17 protein-coding genes are annotated in these 17,243 nt (G+C 47.2%); 7 read left to right on the forward strand and 10 right to left on the reverse strand.

Annotated features, from left to right (window positions below):
* Nucleotides 1-20 precede the first annotated feature (20 nt).
* The gene (locus tag AD710_RS06860) at nucleotides 21-1,769 is read left to right on the forward strand and encodes a S8 family peptidase (RefSeq protein WP_049627627.1); all 1,749 of its coding nucleotides are present in this window, start codon (nucleotides 21-23) and stop codon (nucleotides 1,767-1,769) included.
* Between the two features lie 53 nt (nucleotides 1,770-1,822).
* Here the strand turns inward: AD710_RS06860 and AD710_RS06865 are convergent, their stop codons facing one another.
* The 3 genes from AD710_RS06865 to AD710_RS06875 all read right to left on the reverse strand — a co-directional run bounded on the left by AD710_RS06865 (nucleotide 1,823) and on the right by AD710_RS06875 (nucleotide 4,657).
* Entirely contained in the window at nucleotides 1,823-2,683 is an 861-nt protein-coding gene (locus AD710_RS06865; RefSeq protein WP_016937499.1) for a glycosyltransferase family 8 protein, read from the reverse strand.
* A gap of 278 nt (nucleotides 2,684-2,961) precedes the next feature.
* Nucleotides 2,962-3,594 carry a GTP pyrophosphokinase YwaC gene (locus AD710_RS06870; protein ID WP_007407732.1) on the reverse strand — a complete coding sequence of 211 codons (633 nt, stop codon included), beginning with the start codon at nucleotides 3,592-3,594 and terminating at the stop codon, nucleotides 2,962-2,964.
* A gap of 121 nt (nucleotides 3,595-3,715) precedes the next feature.
* Nucleotides 3,716-4,657, reverse strand: a complete 942-nt coding sequence (locus tag AD710_RS06875) for a 1,4-dihydroxy-2-naphthoate polyprenyltransferase (protein WP_016937498.1) — start codon at nucleotides 4,655-4,657, stop codon at nucleotides 3,716-3,718.
* Between the two features lie 443 nt (nucleotides 4,658-5,100).
* On the opposite strand from AD710_RS06875, the gene AD710_RS06885 reads away from it, so the two are divergent.
* The 6 genes from AD710_RS06885 to AD710_RS06910 all read left to right on the forward strand — a co-directional run bounded on the left by AD710_RS06885 (nucleotide 5,101) and on the right by AD710_RS06910 (nucleotide 10,663).
* Nucleotides 5,101-5,250, forward strand: a complete 150-nt coding sequence (locus tag AD710_RS06885) for a teichoic acid D-Ala incorporation-associated protein DltX (RefSeq protein WP_013354059.1) — start codon at nucleotides 5,101-5,103, stop codon at nucleotides 5,248-5,250.
* 15 nt (nucleotides 5,251-5,265) lie between these two features.
* Nucleotides 5,266-6,777: a D-alanine--poly(phosphoribitol) ligase subunit DltA gene (gene dltA / locus AD710_RS06890; RefSeq protein ID WP_049627628.1), complete on the forward strand. Its 1,512-nt coding sequence runs from the start codon at nucleotides 5,266-5,268 to the stop codon at nucleotides 6,775-6,777.
* A complete protein-coding gene (dltB, locus tag AD710_RS06895; RefSeq protein ID WP_016937495.1) occupies nucleotides 6,774-7,955 on the forward strand; it encodes a D-alanyl-lipoteichoic acid biosynthesis protein DltB in 1,182 nt (393 codons plus the stop codon). The genes dltA and dltB overlap by 4 nt, the downstream gene beginning before the upstream one ends.
* Nucleotides 7,956-7,971: 16 nt before the next feature.
* On the forward strand, nucleotides 7,972-8,208 hold the full coding sequence (gene dltC / locus AD710_RS06900; protein WP_003150875.1) for a D-alanine--poly(phosphoribitol) ligase subunit 2: 237 nt from the start codon (nucleotides 7,972-7,974) through the stop codon (nucleotides 8,206-8,208).
* A complete protein-coding gene (dltD, locus tag AD710_RS06905; RefSeq protein ID WP_049627629.1) occupies nucleotides 8,209-9,387 on the forward strand; it encodes a D-alanyl-lipoteichoic acid biosynthesis protein DltD in 1,179 nt (392 codons plus the stop codon).
* Between the two features lie 184 nt (nucleotides 9,388-9,571).
* Complete coding sequence (locus tag AD710_RS06910; protein ID WP_029575286.1) at nucleotides 9,572-10,663, forward strand: branched-chain amino acid aminotransferase; 1,092 nt, start codon at nucleotides 9,572-9,574, stop codon at nucleotides 10,661-10,663.
* A gap of 40 nt (nucleotides 10,664-10,703) precedes the next feature.
* Here the strand turns inward: AD710_RS06910 and licH are convergent, their stop codons facing one another.
* The 7 genes from licH to AD710_RS06940 form a co-directional block, all read right to left on the reverse strand.
* On the reverse strand, nucleotides 10,704-12,032 hold the full coding sequence (licH, locus tag AD710_RS06915) for a 6-phospho-beta-glucosidase LicH (RefSeq protein ID WP_016937492.1): 1,329 nt from the start codon (nucleotides 12,030-12,032) through the stop codon (nucleotides 10,704-10,706).
* Nucleotides 12,029-12,361 carry a PTS lichenan transporter subunit IIA gene (gene licA / locus AD710_RS06920; protein ID WP_016937491.1) on the reverse strand — a complete coding sequence of 111 codons (333 nt, stop codon included), beginning with the start codon at nucleotides 12,359-12,361 and terminating at the stop codon, nucleotides 12,029-12,031. The genes licH and licA overlap by 4 nt, the downstream gene beginning before the upstream one ends.
* A gap of 18 nt (nucleotides 12,362-12,379) precedes the next feature.
* Complete coding sequence (gene licC / locus AD710_RS06925) at nucleotides 12,380-13,738, reverse strand: PTS lichenan transporter subunit IIC (RefSeq protein ID WP_049627630.1); 1,359 nt, start codon at nucleotides 13,736-13,738, stop codon at nucleotides 12,380-12,382.
* Nucleotides 13,739-13,753: 15 nt separating this feature from the next.
* Nucleotides 13,754-14,062, reverse strand: a complete 309-nt coding sequence (gene licB / locus AD710_RS06930; RefSeq protein ID WP_003150863.1) for a PTS lichenan transporter subunit IIB — start codon at nucleotides 14,060-14,062, stop codon at nucleotides 13,754-13,756.
* 98 nt (nucleotides 14,063-14,160) lie between these two features.
* Nucleotides 14,161-16,116, reverse strand: coding sequence for a transcriptional regulator LicR (licR, locus tag AD710_RS06935; RefSeq protein ID WP_049627631.1), 1,956 nt, complete (start codon nucleotides 16,114-16,116; stop codon nucleotides 14,161-14,163).
* A gap of 146 nt (nucleotides 16,117-16,262) precedes the next feature.
* Nucleotides 16,263-16,397 carry a hypothetical protein gene (locus AD710_RS20190; RefSeq protein WP_442853083.1) on the reverse strand — a complete coding sequence of 45 codons (135 nt, stop codon included), beginning with the start codon at nucleotides 16,395-16,397 and terminating at the stop codon, nucleotides 16,263-16,265.
* Between the two features lie 51 nt (nucleotides 16,398-16,448).
* A complete protein-coding gene (locus AD710_RS06940) occupies nucleotides 16,449-17,039 on the reverse strand; it encodes a DNA-3-methyladenine glycosylase (RefSeq protein ID WP_029575285.1) in 591 nt (196 codons plus the stop codon).
* Between the last annotated feature and the right edge of the window lie 204 nt (nucleotides 17,040-17,243).

A 17,243-nucleotide genomic window follows, 5' to 3' on the forward strand; every position in this document is an offset into this window, starting at 1 on the left:
AAGAAAAAGGGGGAATCACAATGTATCACACCCTGAAACCGATCATGGCCGCGGCCTTGTGTGTCACCCTGTTCGCAGCCGCGGCACCCGCTCACGCCGAGACACAGGACCGGGACGTTATCGTGGTCTACAAAAATAATAACGGCAAGGAGTCCGCCATAGACAGCGGAGCGGATGTAGAACAGACCTATCAGCATCTTCCCGCAGTCGCCGTGTCGGCTGATTCGGAAACGGTGAAAGACCTGAAACATGATCCTGACATTTTATATGTTGAAGACAATGTATCCTTTCAGGCAGCAGGCGGTTCTGATATCCACCCGTTAACAGCGGCCTCAAGCAGCAGTTACACGCTGCCGCAATGGGATATAGAGCCCACTCAGGTCAAGCAGGCCTGGAAAGAAGGCTTGACGGGGAAAAAGGTGAAAGTGGCTGTTATTGACAGCGGCATTTACCCTCACGATGACCTTTCCGTTGCGGGAGGCTATTCCGCAGTCAGCTATACATCTTCATACAAAGATGACAACGGGCACGGTACGCATGTCGCCGGCATCATTGCCGCCAAACATGACGGATACGGCATTGACGGCATCGCGCCGGATGTCCGGTTATATGCGGTTAAAGCATTGGACAGAAAAGGTGCGGGAGATCTCAAAAGCCTTCTTAAAGCGATCGACTGGTCCATCGCCAACAAAATGGACATCATCAATATGAGTCTCGGAACTAACGCAGACAGCAAAATTCTTCACGACGCTGTCGACAAAGCATACAAAAAAGGCATTGTGATCGTAGCCGCCGCAGGAAACGACGGCAACAAAAAACCCGTCAATTATCCGGGCGCCTACAGCAGCGTAACGGCAGTCTCAGCGTCAACCGAAAAAAACGGTCTTGCGGCTTTTTCTACGACCGGAAAACAAATTGAATTTGCCGCACCCGGCACCAATATTACGAGCACGTACCTGAATCAAATGTACGCCGTGGCTGACGGCACATCTCAAGCCGCGCCGCACGTCACCGGAATGTTCGCGCTGCTCAAGCAAAAATATCCGGAAGAAACAAATACACAGCTCCGACAGCAGATGCAGCAAAACATCAAAGATCTGGGCGCTCCCGGACGTGACAGCCAATTCGGGTACGGGCTGGCGCAATATCACGCAAAGCAAAAGAGCTTTGCCGAACGGGCCGTAATAAAAGCGGAAAAAACGAAAAAGCAGGCAGATATCAATCAAGCAAAAACAGCAGTTAGCAAGCTTTCAAAGTCAAAGGGAAAAACCGCCCTCGAGTCCCGAATCAATAAAGTTCAGACAGCAAGAAATGTGACGGACGCCAAAGACAAAGTCCGGACTGCCGAAAAACAAAAGAAAAAAACCGCCGTTAATGCGGCACAAAGCGCCATCCGGAAATTACCGGCCGGATCAGAGAAAAAAGGACTGCAAAAGCGGCTTGACGCTGTCAATTCAGGCCTTTTGAAAACGGCTGGGGCCAGCGTCAGACAGGCCGAAAAAAAGACCTCTGAGGCCAACGCCGCAAAAGCCAAAAAAGCAGTGAGCGAGCTTCAGCCGGGAAAAGAAAAAACCGCTCTGGAAAAACGGCTTGACCGGATAAAAGAGAAACTCAACCGGAAGCAGGCAAGGGACAAAGTGAAAACAGCCGAAAAAACCAAAACGAAAAAGGCAAAATCAGCGGCACAAACGGCGGTCAGCCGGCTGAAGCCGTCTGCTGAAAAGACCAGCCTGCAAAAACGCGTGCGCGCAATTCGGGTGAAACATTAAAAAAACGCTTATGAGCCGCATCATGGCTTCATAAGCGTTTTTCTCCCATCTGCCTATTGGTTCATGGCCGGGCGATCGATCGTGTTCCATTTCGTAAAGGACATGTATCGGAAATAATGATCACGGTACGGGTGCGCGGTGCCTGTATTCCAAGGCTTGTCTCCGCCGCAGAAATGGACGATGGCCGGTTCGGCCCGTGTTTCTCTGTAACGTATACGGTCGATCAGTTCAGGAGGCGTTTTCTCATTCATGATAATATGCGTCTGCGCGTTCCAGCGCGGATGCAGTTCATGCCATTGATCATATAAGACCGCGTTAAGCGCGTCCTGATCATGAAACACGAGAAAATCCTCCGAACTGTTTTCATTGATAAAATCAATCACTTTTTTGGAAATATTCTGTTTTCTCCAAGGTTCAAAATCTATAATCATAATGCCGGAATTGAAATACTTGGCCGTGTCGCTGATATTCATTTTTTTCAGTCTTTCATGCTGTCCGGCATCTTCTACTGCCGCAACTATTGCCGGGGAAATATCCAAATCCCATAAAACCGAAATATCTTCCATCACAATTGCATCGCAATCAATGTAAATCATCCGCTTTACGGACTCATCCTTAATTAAATCAGGAATGGAAATGCGGTAATAAGCCGCTTTTGTAATGTGGCTGCTTTCGACCGCATGTTTGTATTGATCAGCATCCACTTCTAAAAATTCAAGCGGCGTTCCGAATGACATCGCAGTCTGTTCAAGCTTGTCCTTGTTTTCGGCAGTAATTCCGCCGTCGATCACATATAATTTGGCATTCCTTGTTTTATCCATATTCATCAATAAAGAAGCGAACATCCCACCCAAATGACGAGCATAATTATCATCGGCACATGATACGATATGCATTGTTTCATTCTTTCCCACTGATATTCATCTCCCTTTTTGTTGTATCATTTTCTTTCCCTTTTTTTCAAAAGTAAACCTCGATCTCACACATTTTTTCTGCGGGAATGTGCTGTTGACGAGTTGATATCTTTCTTCTTTGTTTGGAGTGAGGAAAGAAAATGATCTTAGCGGCGAGGTCTATGTGAACGGCGGCAATCCCATCAAGGCCGATAGCGAAAAACGGTGAGCGTCATTGGATAAACAAACAGCCGGACCGCTTTTATTTGCAGTCCGGCTGTTTATGATGCGCCAATCGGTTAATCGACTTCTTTCTTAATCCCAAGCATCTTTTCGTCTAAATAATGGGCGATGTCCGCCGCTTCCTTCAGCTCGTCAGTCAGATGCTTCGGGACTTCGTTATTTAATTTGTAATAAATTTTATGTTCAAGGCTCGCCCAAAAATCCATGGCGATGGTGCGGATTTGGATCTCCGCCTTCACATATTCCACCCGATTCGTCAAATAGACGGGAATTTCAATAATCAAATGCAGGCTGCGGTAGCCGTTCGGCTTCGGATGTTTGATATAATCCTTCACCTTTACGATCTTCAGGTCCTTATGCTGCTTCAAAACCTCAGCGACATTATAAATATCTGATATAAAAGAACAGATAATCCTGACACCTGCGATATCATGAATATGCTCTTTCATTTCCTGCGTCGTCACATCGCAGCCTTTGCGCATCAGTTTATTGACGATACTCTCGAAACTTTTTACGCGTGATTTTGTATGCTCGATCGGGTTATGCCCGTGAATCAGATTATATTCCTGACTGATGATAGAAAACTTCGTATCCAGCTCATCTAAAGCGAATTTATAAACTAATAATTCATTTTTCCAATCTTCCATGACCGTTTTTAAATCATCCATATGGGCTGTTGACAAGTCCATTTTTTTCATCTCCTTGCTTTGCTGTCCACATATCAGACGGTTCGGTCGGCGGTCAGGTTCTTTACAAAATCGTGAAGATTATGTCATAAAAAAAGCAAATGCCGTTATGGCATTTGCCTTGTCATTTGATCAGGAAATAATTGATCAGGAGTCCGATGGAAAGCAGGAATCCGAAGAATGTATTGGTTTGCGCCGTTGATTTCATCGCAATAATCATGTTCATCGGCATTTCGTTTTTCACGAAGCCTTTCACGGCCTGAACGGGTTTCGGCACGCTCAAAAAGACCAGGAACAGCCACGGGCTTGTATATCCCATGATAACAAGACCGACGATCCAGATGTAGGCGATAGCAAAGGACGCGGCCAGTATCATGACGGCTCCCCTATGCCCCATCAAAATCGCCAGCGTTTTACGTCCGCCCTTTTTATCTTCTTCAATATCACGGATATTATTGGACAGGTTAATCGCGCCGACCAAGATGGCGATCGGGATGGAAATCAAAATGCTCTGTTCATTAATTCCGCCAGTCTGAATGAAGAAAGAAATAAGGACAAACACAGAGCCCATGCAAATGCCGGAGAACAGTTCACCGAACGGTGTATACGCAATCGGCAGCGGGCCGCCCGTATACAGGTAGCCGATCAGCATGCCGGCAAGGCCGATTGCCGCAAGCCACCAGCTGCTGCTCATGCAGATATAAACACCGAGCACGAGGGCAATCGCATAAGAGCCGAGCGCCAGCTGCAGAATCGTTTTCGGCTTCATACCGTGGCGGACGATCGCTCCGCCGATACCGACAGAATCCTCCGTATCTAAACCGCGTTTAAAATCGTAATATTCATTGAATAAGTTCGTGGCGATCTGGATCCAAAGGCAGGAAAACAGCATGGCTAAAAACAGCAGGAAATCAACCTTTACGTAAAACATCGCCAATACAGTGCCGAGAAGTACGGGCACAAACGATGCCGTCAATGTATGAGGGCGGGTTAACTGCCATAAAATGCGGCCCATGCTTTCTTTTTCAGGCGTCTTTTGGCTGCCTCCCATATTGTTTTGATTCATTTTCCTCTTCCTTTCTATTAAAAGGCTTTCACAGTCAGCCGATAACAGTAGTGTTGAATTGGGGTTTTTATGTTTTCTGCTACCTTATCTATCATAATAATTTCTTCCCCATTTCACAAGATGCGGCGCTCCGTCAGCTTTGCTGCCGAAAACGGCTTTCCGCCCTTCCCCATTGGGGTTCGGCACAAGCCTGCGTAAGAAAAAGCCGCCGAAATTTTTTTACCTCATTTATATTTACGATAAGTTAAAAATCCCGCCTGAACATGCGCTTTTTTAGTATGATCATTTGCCAATTTATACATGCGTATTTTCCATCCTTTTGTTTCTCATTCATTTTTAAGGAAATTTTAAGCTTAGGATATTAGACATATTTTGAAACTTTTTGTTAATCTAATCGTCATATACTGGTGTAATTATTGAATACGCGGGGAAGGAATTTTAACATGATGCAAAAATTAAAACGTGCTTATGAAAATACATTGGTTAAATGGACGTTTCATACGGGCTTTTATTTTCTGATATTAGTATTGCTCTTTTGGATGTATGGATTTCATACAGCCAATACCGGCACTTATATTTACAACGATTTCTAATCGGGGAGGATAACTATGAAACTACTTGATGCTATAAAAACATATGCAGACGCCAAGCCTCAGGCAGAAGCGTTTCGTTCCTTAGATCATTCCCTCACTTACGGGGAATTATGGGATTTGTCGGAGCGGGTTGCGTCCGGCATTCAACAACATACAGCTGACGGTTCGAAAACCCCTGTCCTGGTTTACGGACATATGGAGCCGAATATGATCGTTTCTTTCTTAGGAAGCGTCAAAGCGGGCCGCCCTTACATCCCTGTCGATGTGTCCATTCCGGCAGAGCGGATCGTCAAAATCATTGAAAGCTCAGGCGCAGAGCTGCTCATCAGCGTATCGGGCGATGCAGTCGATACGGGGAGCAATCTGATTAAAACCGTTACACCCGAAGAGCTTGCAGCTGACGGAGATGCAGACCTCAGCCGTGAGAACTGGGTAAAAGATCAGGACACGTTTTACATTATTTACACGTCCGGCAGCACGGGAAATCCGAAGGGCGTGCAGATATCAGCTGATAACCTGCAAAGCTTCACAGACTGGATCTGCAGGGATTTTCCTGTGGGCGAAGGCAAGACATTCTTAAACCAAGCTCCGTTTTCTTTTGATTTATCTGTCATGGACATTTTCCCGTCGCTTCAAACGGGAGGTACGCTGCACTGTGTAACGAAAGACAAAATCAATAAACCGAAAGTACTATTTGAAGAGCTGGAGAAATCCAAATTGAACGTCTGGACATCGACGCCGTCTTTCGTTCAAATGTGTCTGATGGATCCCGGCTTTACGCAGGAACTCCTGCCTGACGCAGAAGTATTTATGTTTTGCGGAGAAGCGCTTCCGGCTGCCGTGGCACAGGAACTGTTAAACCGTTTTCCGAAGGCCCGCGTATTCAATACATACGGCCCGACCGAAACAACGGTTGCCGTCACCTCCGTGGAAATTACGCAGCAGGTCATCGATGAAAATGAATCTCTGCCCGTCGGATTTGCAAAACCCGATATGAATATCTTCATCATGGATGAAAACGGGAATAGGCTTCCGGACGGAGAAAAAGGAGAAATCATCATCGCCGGCCCGAGCGTAAGCAAAGGGTATCTCGGCGAGCCGTCTCTGACGGAAAAAGCGTTTTTCTCTGTTGACGGACAGTGGGCATATCATACGGGTGATGCCGGTTATGCTCAAGAAGGTCAGATTTTCTGCCAAGGACGCCTGGATTTCCAGATAAAGCTTCACGGCTACCGAATGGAGCTTGAGGAAATCGAAGTGCATGTAAGGCAGTCTCAATATGTACGCTCAGCGGTTGTCATCCCGTATCAGCCTAACGGACCTGTCGAATATCTAATTGCCGCCATCGTGCCTGAAAAACATGATTTCGAAAAAGAATTCCAGCTGACAAGCGCTATTAAGAAAGAGCTGGCCGCTTCGCTTCCGGCTTACATGATTCCGAGAAAATTCATTTATCAGGATCACATTCAAATGACTGCGAACGGAAAAATCGACCGTAAACGCATTGGCGAAGAGGTTCTTGTATGACGCCTTACAGCTCGTTTTTCTTCTTTATCTTACTTGGAATCCTTCTCTTGCCGACGATTATTTTAGGGCTGAACGGCAAGAGATTCCAAGGATACAACATGTTTATATCCATCATCGTATTGGCTTTGATTTTCTCGCATGATCTGCACGGCGTCATTGCATTATGTATCTTTACGCTGTGGCAGGTGCTGTTAATCAGGGGGTATCTCGCTTACAGACTGAAAGCCAACAGCGGCTTTGTCTTCAGCATGGCCGTGATCGCGTCCATTTTACCCCTGTTTTTATCTAAATTATGGCCGTTTTTCTTTCCGCCGGTGCCTCATCATCCGGTTCATAACCTGATCAGTTTCTTAGGAATTTCTTATTTGACATTTAAAGGCGTCCAGCTGATCATGGAAACGAGAGACGGGCTGATTAAAGAAAAAATGCCGCTTCACCGCCTTTTGTACTTTATTATGTTTTTCCCGACCATTTCTTCCGGTCCGATCGACAGATACCGCAGATTTGCCAAGGACGAACAGAAAGTATGGACAAAGGGAGAATATGCTGATTTACTGTATACCGGCATTCATAAAATTTTTATCGGTTTCTTGTACAAATTCATTATCGGATATGCGATTAACACGTATTTCATTATGAATCTGTCTCATATCACCCACAGCAAACTGTGGAGCAATGTGCTGTACATGTACGGATACAGCTTGTACCTGTTTTTCGACTTTGCGGGCTACACGATGTTTGCCGTCGGTGTCAGCTACATTATGGGTATCAAATCTCCGGAAAACTTTAATAAGCCGTTTATCAGCAGAAACATTAAAGACTTCTGGAACCGCTGGCACATGTCCTTATCCTTTTGGTTCAGAGACTACGTATTTATGCGCTTTGTTTTCTGGATGACAAAGAAAAAATGGATAAAGAACCGGATGGCCGTCTCGAACATCGGGTATTTCCTGCTGTTCATGCTGATGGGCGTCTGGCACGGGCTCGCCCTGCAATATATTGTGTACGGCCTGTACCATGCCGTGTTAATGACGGGGTATAACTTTTTTGAGAAATGGAATAAGAAATACAAGTGGCTGCCCGCCAATCGTTTTACGGCGTTTTTAGCCATCGTCATCACATTCCATTTCGTATGTTTCGGATTTTATATTTTCTCAGGAAAACCATTTCATCACTAAAGGAGATTGAAAACACATGGAATTTAAACAGGAAGTATTAGACGTATTAGCTGAAGTTTGTCAGGAGGACGCTGTGAAAGAAAATCCTGATATTGAAATCTTTGAAGAAGGACTGCTTGATTCTTTCGGAACTGTAGAGCTGCTTGTTGCCATCGAAAACCGCTTCGGCATTACGGTGCCGATCACTGAGTTTGACCGTGACGAGTGGAATACGCCAAACAACATTGTAAACAAACTGACTGAGTTGAAGTAAATGAAAAAGCGTTTCTTTGGACCAATTATTTTAGCGTTTGTCCTGTTTGTCGGAGCTATCGCAGTTCCGGCATCATGGCTTACGCGCTTCATTCCTGAAAAACGTGTCGAAGAGTCGGCAGCGGCCTTAAACCCGAATATGTTCCAAGGGCTCTATCTGCAAAACAAAATGTTCGAAGACTCGAAGTATCTGCCGATTTTCGGTTCTTCCGAGCTTTCAAGATTAGATGAGTTTCACCCATCCAACTATTTTCAAGTGAACAACCAAGGCTTTACGCCTTATCTTGTCGGAAAAGGCGGGGATCAATCCCTGATACACGCCGTAAACTTTGCGGCGCATTACCAGCAGCTGAAAGGCAAAAAACTGGTATTTATTGTTTCTCCTCAATGGTTTATTAAAAAAGGTTCTGATGAACAGCACTTTGCACCGAATTTTTCATCACTTCAGGCATTGGATTTAGCATTTAATGACCAGATTGATCCCGCAGTCAAAAAGAACATGATGAAACGCATGCTTCGTTTTAAAGTCGTTCAGCATGATGCCGTCCTTTCTGAATTGTACAAAGGAATGGTCAACGGCCAATCATGGAAAGTGAAAACGGTCATGCCGGCCGCCAAGGCTTACTATTCTCTGCTTGAGAAAAAAGATCTTTATTATTCAATGGGAGAAACCAAGGGTCCTGAGCGGACGATCTCTGAAAACCTAAAAGGAAAATCGTGGTCAGAGTTAAAAACAGCCGCCGCGCAATTAGGAAAACGGAGTTCCAAGTCCAATCCTTTCTATATCGATGACACTTCTTATAAAAAAATTAAGCCGAAGTTAAAGAGAGTGAAAGGAATCAACAAAAGAAGAACATACGCCAAATCAGTCGAATATCACGACTTTGAGGATATGCTGGACATTCTGAAAGATGCCGGCGCTGAACCGATGTTCGTGGTTATTCCGGTCAACGGAAAATGGTATGACTACACCGGCTTCCCGAAAAAAGGCCGGACTGATTACTACAAAAAAGTCACAAAGCAAATTAAAGCGAAGGGCTTTCAGGTTGCCGACTTATCCGGGCACGAATATGATCCGTACTTTATGAAAGACACCATCCATATCGCCTGGAAGGGCTGGGTGTACGTCGATAAAGCGATGGAGCAGTTTTACAAAACCGGCAAAGTGACGGTTCACTGAGCACGGTGATGACCGAATACAGCAAAAACGAACACGCAGGGGGGATTCTTTCCCCTGCTTTTTGTGTGATTTGATTTTTTCACAAATTTGAGGAAAACTATTGCGAATATTTGTTGAAGGTATACAATAGAATATAAATTATTTTCAAATAAGTTTGACAATAACACCAATAGGGAGACAGAACATTATGAAACAAGACATTCGTGTTGAATTGACTTCAGCCAAAAAACCTAAACCGGACCCCCATAACCTTGCGTTCGGCCGAATTTTCACCGACCATATGTTTGTTATGGATTACGATGCGGATCAAGGCTGGTACGATCCGAGAATTATCCCTTATCAGCCCTTCTCAATGGATCCTGCGGCTATGGTCTATCATTATGGCCAAACCGTTTTTGAAGGGCTTAAAGCGTATGTAACGAAGGATCAGGAGGTGCTTCTGTTCAGACCGGAGAAAAATATGGAGCGCCTGAATCAGTCAAATGACCGTCTTTGCATCCCGCTCATTGATGAAGAGCTTGTTCTTGAAGGCCTGAAACAGCTCGTAGCCATCGACAAAGACTGGATTCCGAAAGCGGAAGGCACTTCCCTTTATATCCGTCCGTTTATCATTGCGACCGAGCCTTTCCTCGGTGTAGCGGCATCCCATACGTACAAGCTATTTATCATTCTGTCGCCGGTCGGCTCTTATTACAAAGAAGGCATTAAACCGGTGAAAATCGCCGTGGAAAACGAGTTCGTGCGTGCCGTCAAAGGCGGTACGGGAAACGCGAAAACGGCCGGCAACTACGCTTCAAGCCTGAAGGCGCAGCAGGTTGCGGAGGAGAAGGGCTTTTCCCAGGTGCTATGGCTTGATGGCATTGAGAAAAAATACATCGAAGAAGTCGGCAGCATGAACATCTTTTTCAAAATCAGCGGCGAAATTGTGACGCCGGAGCTGAACGGAAGCATTCTTGAAGGAATTACGAGAAATTCCGTCATCACCCTGCTCAAACATTGGGGACTGACTGTGTCTGAGCGGAAAATTTCGATCGATGAAGTCATTCAGGCGCATCGTGACGGCCGATTGGAAGAAACGTTCGGAACCGGTACGGCGGCGGTCATTTCTCCGGTCGGCGAACTGATCTGGAATGATGAAAGTCTTGTCATCGGCAGCGGTGAAACCGGAGAGATCTCGAAGAAACTGTATGATACCATTACAGGCATCCAAAAAGGCGCAGAAGCCGACGTGTTCGGCTGGACGACGGAAGTCGCCTCATTAAGCGAATCAAAATAAACAAAAAACCCGGAATCGCTTCCGGGTTTTTTTGGTGCTTTTATGCTTCAATTGACTTAAAGAAATGAGGCAGATGTTCCTTGTGCGCTTCAAGCATTTCATCCAGAATAGCCTTTGCCACGGAGTCTGACGGGACGAGAGGATTGATTGTCATCGCAAGGAGCGCCGTTTGATAATCTCCCGTGACGGCTGCTTCAGCGGCCACGCGTTCAAATGATTTGATTTGCTGGACGAGCCCGCGGACGGATACCGGCAGATCACCGACGGCGATCGGTTTCGGTCCGTCTTTCGTTATGACACAGTTCACTTCGACTGCTGAGTCATTCGGGATGCTGGCGATCGCGCTGTTGTTTATCGTATTGACGGGCTGGATATCATGTTTGTCGTTATAGATGGAGCTGATCAGGTTGCAGGCCGCGTCACTGTAGTACGCTCCGCCCCGTTTCTCAAGCTGCGGCGGTTTGATGGCGAGATCCGGATCTTTATACAGTTCGAACAGTTCTTTCTCAACCTTCTGCACGACTTCGGCGCGTGTGCCCTCCGTCTGTGACGCTTCTATTTCATGCTCGAGCATTTCTTTCGTTTTGAAATAATAGCGGTGGTAGCCGCAAGGAATCAGATCGAGCGCCTTCAGGAATTCAGGCTCCCATTCCGCTCCGGAAATGTTCTTCATCGTCATGGCGTTTTCCGGGTCCCCCATGGCTTCGATGACTTTATCCTTTACGCTGACACCGTCTAAGAAAACATCTAATCCGAAGACCATGTGATTCAGCCCGGCAAATTGCACCTCGATCCGGCTGACATCGACATCCAATGCTTTTGCGACGCCCATTTTAATGCCGATCGGCACATTGCAGAGGCCGACGACTTTTGTAAGATTCGAGTAGCGGAGCAAGGCCTCGGTAACCATGCCGGCAGGGTTTGTGAAATTCACGAGCCATGCATTCGGACAAAGCTCTTCGATGTCTTTTGCGATTTCCAGAATAACCGGAATGGTGCGCAGCCCTTTGAATAAACCGCCCGGACCGTTTGTCTCCTGCCCGATTACGCCGTATTTTAACGGGATTCGTTCATCTTTGGCGCGGGCCTCAAGAAGACCGACGCGGAATTGTGTTGTTACGAAATCTGCATCCTTCAAGGCTTCTCTCCGGTCAAGCGTCAGGTGAACCTCTATCGGAACCCCCGCTTTTTCGACCATGCGTTTTGCAAGCGTGCCGACGATATTGAGCTTTTTCTCGCCTTCAGGAATGTCGACGAGCCATAATTCTCTGACAGGCAGTTCATCATAGCGCTTAATGATGCCTTCCACAAGCTCCGGTGTATAGCTTGAACCTCCGCCGATCGTTACAATTTTAATTCCTTTTGTCATATTTTTGCTCCCCCTTGCAGACTCACTTTTTCATAAATCTCGACTAACTCTGCGGCCAAGTCTTTCACGGTCATGGCATTCATTAAATGGTCTTGCGCATGTACCATCAAAAGCGTCATGTCTGTTTTTTCTCCGCCGGCTTCATTTTGGATCAGTTCTGTCTGATAATGATGGGCTTCAGTCAGTTCCCTTGCGGCCTCCTGAAGCTTTTCTTCCGCCAGGGCTCTGTCTCCCCGCTTTGCGGCGGCAATGGCCTCCATTGATGCGCTTCTGCCATTGCCGCCATGCAGGATGATCTGAAAAATGGTCTGTTCCATTTTCTCATTCATGTGTTTCACTCCTTTTCTCTAAAGCACGGCTTTTTCGTCTCCCTCTACGGCTGGCGCCTGCGATTGTTCAAGTTCGTTTTCTTCTTTCAGCTTTTGCGAATCCCACATTCTGAAGAACGGATAGTACACGATAAAGGCTGCGATGATATTAATCGCCTGCATGACAGCCCCTGATATTTTTCCGCCTGTGGCCAGATAGCCGGAGAAAATCGGCGGCATCGTCCACGGGACGGCAATGCCGGCAGGTTTGGCGACGAGGCCTGTGCTCATACCGATATAGGTAAGAGTCAGTGTGACAAGCGGTGTGATGATGAACGGGATAAGAAGCATCGGGTTCATGACGATCGGCATTCCGAAAATAATCGGCTCATTAATATTAAAGACGGCCGGCCCGATGGCTAGTTTCCCAAGCTGCTTCATCTGCTTGCTTCGCGCACGGAGAAACATGGTAACCACGAGCGCCAGTGTCGCGCCGCTTCCGCCGATGTTGATCCAGATTTCAAAGAACTGCTGGGTGAAAATATTCGGCAGCGCATCGCCCGCCTGAAATGCAATCCGGTTGGCATCCATCGCTCCGAACCAGATCGGCGCCATGACGCCGCCGACAATGTTCGCCCCGTGTAATCCGCACGCCCACAAGAGCATTTGAACCGCTTCAGCTACCAGGCTTCCGCCGAGACTTCCGCCAAGAATCGAAAGCGGCGTCCCCAGTACAACGCTTACAATATTATGAAGGCTTTCAAACGGCGTCGCTTCGACGATTAAACGCGCACCCCAGATGAGAAAGACGACGGCAAAACCGGGAATTAAAGCGACAAACGATTTGCTGACCGCCGGAGGCACGCCGTCCGGCATTTTGAAGACGAAATTCCGCTGGATGATCAAGCGGTAGATTTCCGTCGACAGCATGGCGATGATCATCGCGACAAACAGCCCTTTGCTTCCCATGAGAGAAAGCGGAATGCCGCCGCCGACCATGACTTCCTCTTTTGCGCCGGACGGCAGAAACGGAACTTTGTACGGCGTTGCCAAAAGAAACGCCGCCAGAGATATCGCACCGGCCGATAAAGCGTCCACCCCGTATTTTTCGGCCAGACGGTAGGCGATTCCAAAAGCGGCGACAAGGCCCATGATTTCAAAGGTCGCATCAACCGGATATTGCAGTTTTTGAGACCACGCGCTTCCGAACGTCTTCGCCATGAAATCCGCGTATCCCGGAATCGGCAGGTTGCCGATGATCAGAAAAAACGAACCGATGATGATAAGCGGCATGGTGAGGATGATCCCGTCACGCAATGCTTGCAGATGCCGCTGGGAAGCAATTTTTCCGGCAATGGGCATGACTTTCTCTTCTAAAAACTGATTCACCTTATTCACACGGCCCGCCCCTTTCTACGATGCGTTTCCGAGCTGTTCTGCTGATTTCAGAACCTCCGCTCCGTTGCATGTGCCGTAATGGACGGTATTAATGACTTCAACCGGCACTCCTTTTGATTCACCCAATTTTTTCAGCTGCGGAAGCAAATAACGGACTTGAGGCCCAAGCAGCAATACGTCCGCTTTATCTATATGCTGGTTGACTGAATCGCCTGACACAGCCCAGATTTTATATTCTTTTCCTTGTTCCTGCGCGCTTTTTTCCATCTTTGTGACGAGTAAGCTTGTTGACATCCCTGCTGCACAAACGAGTAATATATTCATGTAAAAGACCTCCTGAAAGTTTGATATTTTGTATGTCTCGGTGTTAGTACCATCATATTATGAAATCGCTTTCATAACTACTCAGGCTTTTTCCGCTGCTAACGGAAAAAAGGTGTATCCCGGTCTTTCTCTGATCGTTTGTCTCTGAATACTTGTAAAACCTCGTGATAGGCTGTGCATTTTAAGAGACGGCTCACCGCAGCCGGATCATCTAACATGCCCCCTAGCCATTTGTACATATGCTGGAGGTCGGCTTTGCTTTCTTTCTCGACGCAGAGCAGGCAGACAAATTGGACACGCTTATCCGCCCAGTCAATCGGTTTCTTCAGCGTGCACACCGCCCAAAACGTCGTGTCTGTCTGCGGAACGAGCGGATGCGGAATCGCCGTGAGATTGCCGAAACTCGTAGGAGAAATTGCTTCCCTTTCAAAAATAGAATCGGTCAGAGTATCAGAAGCGAGGCCGGCTTTTGCAACCTGATGTCCGAGAAAACGGATGACGTCCTCCTTCGTCTCCAGATCCTGCTGCAAAAATACCAGCTCCGGTTTCAGAAAGTTCAATTGTTCCCGCTTTTCTTCCAGCATGGCGTCGATTTTTGTAAAATCCCCGCCGCCCAACAGTGTATGAACCTTTAATACGGGAACGGGCAGGTCTTTTTTGATCGGCACTGTGCTGACCACAAAATCAATCGACTCAAAAGAAAGCTGGTCAAGGCTGCAGTAATCAGCTGTGCCGACGATTTCAAGGCGCTTTGCGAACCGTGAACGCAGCTTTTCTCTTAAAAGCTGTGCACTGCCGGCGCCGGACGCACAGACAATCAAGCAGCGCTTAGGCGGCCGTTCTGTCTTTCTCCTTTCGATGGCCGCTCCGAAATGAAGCGCCAAATACCCGATCTCATTTTCATGAATATCAATGCCGGTTTGCTCCTTAATCACGATTCCCGCAATCACTCCCGCTTCAAATGCTAGCGGGTAATTTTCCTTTATGGCGGAAAGCATCGGGTTTCTCAGGTTCATTCCGTACCGGTTTCGGTTAATCGCCGGCTTGATATGGAGCGCAAGACCCGCTTTCAGTTCATTGTCGTCCGTGATTCCGAGCTTCAGCTCCCGCTCAATGGCTTCAATCATCGCCTCTGTCAAACGGCTGGTCTCCCCGTCTATCAGCCTTGTAAGCTCTTTTCCTTCGATTTGTGACTGGGTCATGCGTTTTGTCCCGAGCAGGTGAATGGCGATATAGGCGGTTTCCTGTTCGGGAAAGGTGACGGATAGCGCCGATTCAAGCTCTTTGACGATGGCTTCCGCTGACTGATATTCTGTTTCAAGCTTAATATCATGAAGATCCTCCGGAATGAGAGATACATAGTTTTCTGTCCGGATTCGTTTGCAGGCAATGGCAATATGGATGATGAGATTGTTCAGGCCGAAGAAAGAAAGCGGGATCTTATGGTTTCGAACCTGCTTCATAATGGCTGCTCGGATCACTTGAATGTCGTCTTTCGGCAGAATACCGGCCTTCTCACTCAGGAGATCAGGCTCAGGCTCGCGGTCGTCCACTAAGTATTCCGCCATACAATAACGGAGACGGAGCTCTTCGCCGCGCAGCTTAAAGCCGTAGTTCGGCCTTGTTTCCAAAATGATGTCATAGGGGCGGAGCCGTTTTTTTACTTCTTTCAGATCGGATTGAAGCGTGGATTTACTGATGAACAATTCTTCTGCCAAGTCATCCAGCTTGAGGTAGCCGTCGGTCAGAAGCAGTCTTTTCATCAGATAATTTATCCGTTCTTCGGGAAAAATCGGCACGGCGCTGTTCTGTTGGAAATTGTCGTGAAGCCAGTTTTTAAACGGCTGCTCATTCCGGATCAGCAGCTTATAGCCGCTCCCTCTGACAGATTGAATGGAAGCGCCGTGTTTTTCGACAATGGTTTGCAGTTCCTTTATGTCATTGCGGACCGTCCGCGTCGTTACCTTTACTTTTGCAGCGATGACTGAGCTTGTAACCGGTGTTTCAGCAGCTAAAAGCAAGCGCAGAAGTTCACGAAGCCGCCCATGAAGCATGAGAAAAACCTCCTATCAGATCAGATGCAGACGTAAAAAATAGGCAAAAAGGATGAAAAAGGGGTAAATGTATGTAAATTCTATAATGGGGAGGTTTTCAAGTCAATGCAGCGGCCTGAGGCAAAGCCCGTAAAAAAACAGCCGGATCAGCCGGCTGTTCGGGATGCGGACATGCGGTTTCGCTTAGATGACTTCCGATCTTTTACGATTTTTCTGATGATCGGATAGATGACGGGCGCCCATTTGATAATTGTTTTGAAAAATTTTTTCAATGTTTGAATCCCCTTTCTTTTACCTTGTCTTTCCCCTGTTATCAGCGGCTGTAAACATGGTCAGCGTGAGACATACCGGTTCCCCGTCACCCAATAGCGCCACGGATAATCCCGGGCTTCTCCGCTGTTGTCAATCCCGATTCTCGGGCCTGTTGATATATGCTCCGGTGTAAAGCCTTCCGTAATATACAGCGGCTGTTCCGTGATCATGCCGCCGTAGTCATTCATTGAAATGCCCATTGCCTTCGTCAGCTTCCCCGGGCCGTTTGTCCACTCTCTCGGGGGTCTGCCCGGTCTCCTGCGCTCCATCAGGAACTGACCTTCATGGGGCTCTGCCGCCCTGATTAACACGGCCTGCGGAATGCCGATGTCCGCGGCGACGACGTTCATTAATGTATGGGTGTGCATGACATATGTATAAATGCGGCCCGCCTCGTGGAACATAATTTCCGTCCGTTTCGTGCGCCGATTGCCGAAGCTGTGCGCCGCCCGGTCATCTGCTCCCATATAAGCTTCCGTTTCCACGATAAAGCCTGAAGCCGTTCCCTCATCCGTCTCTTTTACTAAGAGACAGCCGAGCAATAAAGGAGCAAGCTCTACTGACGGTCTTTGGTAAAATTCAATCGGCAAAGGCTTTCGTTCTCCCGCCATTTGTCTCCCCCCTTTCTGATTATATTCAATTCCCTCTTTCACGTTTTTCACTTCTTTTTTACAATATAAACATGAAAGAAAAAAGGGCATCATTGTTGAACACTCTATTGCGTTTTGAAAATCGGCTGGTTATAATATGATGGTTCAAATGAAAATGATTCTCATGTTCAATAAATACCGGACAATGATCATAAAAGTAGGTGA

The organism is Bacillus sp. JFL15 (assembly GCF_001184225.1).
Classification (GTDB): Bacteria; Bacillota; Bacilli; order Bacillales; family Bacillaceae; genus Bacillus; species Bacillus siamensis.

Coding starts and splice junctions, on each gene's coding strand:
- AD710_RS06940 (WP_029575285.1), bottom strand. CDS start 17,039: ATGGCGGGAGAACGAAAGCCTTTGCCGATTGAATTTTACCAAAGACCG.
- AD710_RS06870 (WP_007407732.1), bottom strand. CDS start 3,594: ATGGACTTGTCAACAGCCCATATGGATGATTTAAAAACGGTCATGGAA.
- licH (WP_016937492.1), bottom strand. CDS start 12,032: ATGACAAAAGGAATTAAAATTGTAACGATCGGCGGAGGTTCAAGCTAT.
- dltD (WP_049627629.1), top strand. CDS start 8,209: ATGAAAAAGCGTTTCTTTGGACCAATTATTTTAGCGTTTGTCCTGTTT.
- dltB (WP_016937495.1), top strand. CDS start 6,774: ATGACGCCTTACAGCTCGTTTTTCTTCTTTATCTTACTTGGAATCCTT.
- AD710_RS06885 (WP_013354059.1), top strand. CDS start 5,101: ATGATGCAAAAATTAAAACGTGCTTATGAAAATACATTGGTTAAATGG.
- licA (WP_016937491.1), bottom strand. CDS start 12,361: ATGAATGAGAAAATGGAACAGACCATTTTTCAGATCATCCTGCATGGC.
- dltC (WP_003150875.1), top strand. CDS start 7,972: ATGGAATTTAAACAGGAAGTATTAGACGTATTAGCTGAAGTTTGTCAG.
- dltA (WP_049627628.1), top strand. CDS start 5,266: ATGAAACTACTTGATGCTATAAAAACATATGCAGACGCCAAGCCTCAG.
- AD710_RS06875 (WP_016937498.1), bottom strand. CDS start 4,657: ATGAATCAAAACAATATGGGAGGCAGCCAAAAGACGCCTGAAAAAGAA.
- licR (WP_049627631.1), bottom strand. CDS start 16,116: ATGCTTCATGGGCGGCTTCGTGAACTTCTGCGCTTGCTTTTAGCTGCT.
- AD710_RS06860 (WP_049627627.1), top strand. CDS start 21: ATGTATCACACCCTGAAACCGATCATGGCCGCGGCCTTGTGTGTCACC.
- licB (WP_003150863.1), bottom strand. CDS start 14,062: ATGAATATATTACTCGTTTGTGCAGCAGGGATGTCAACAAGCTTACTC.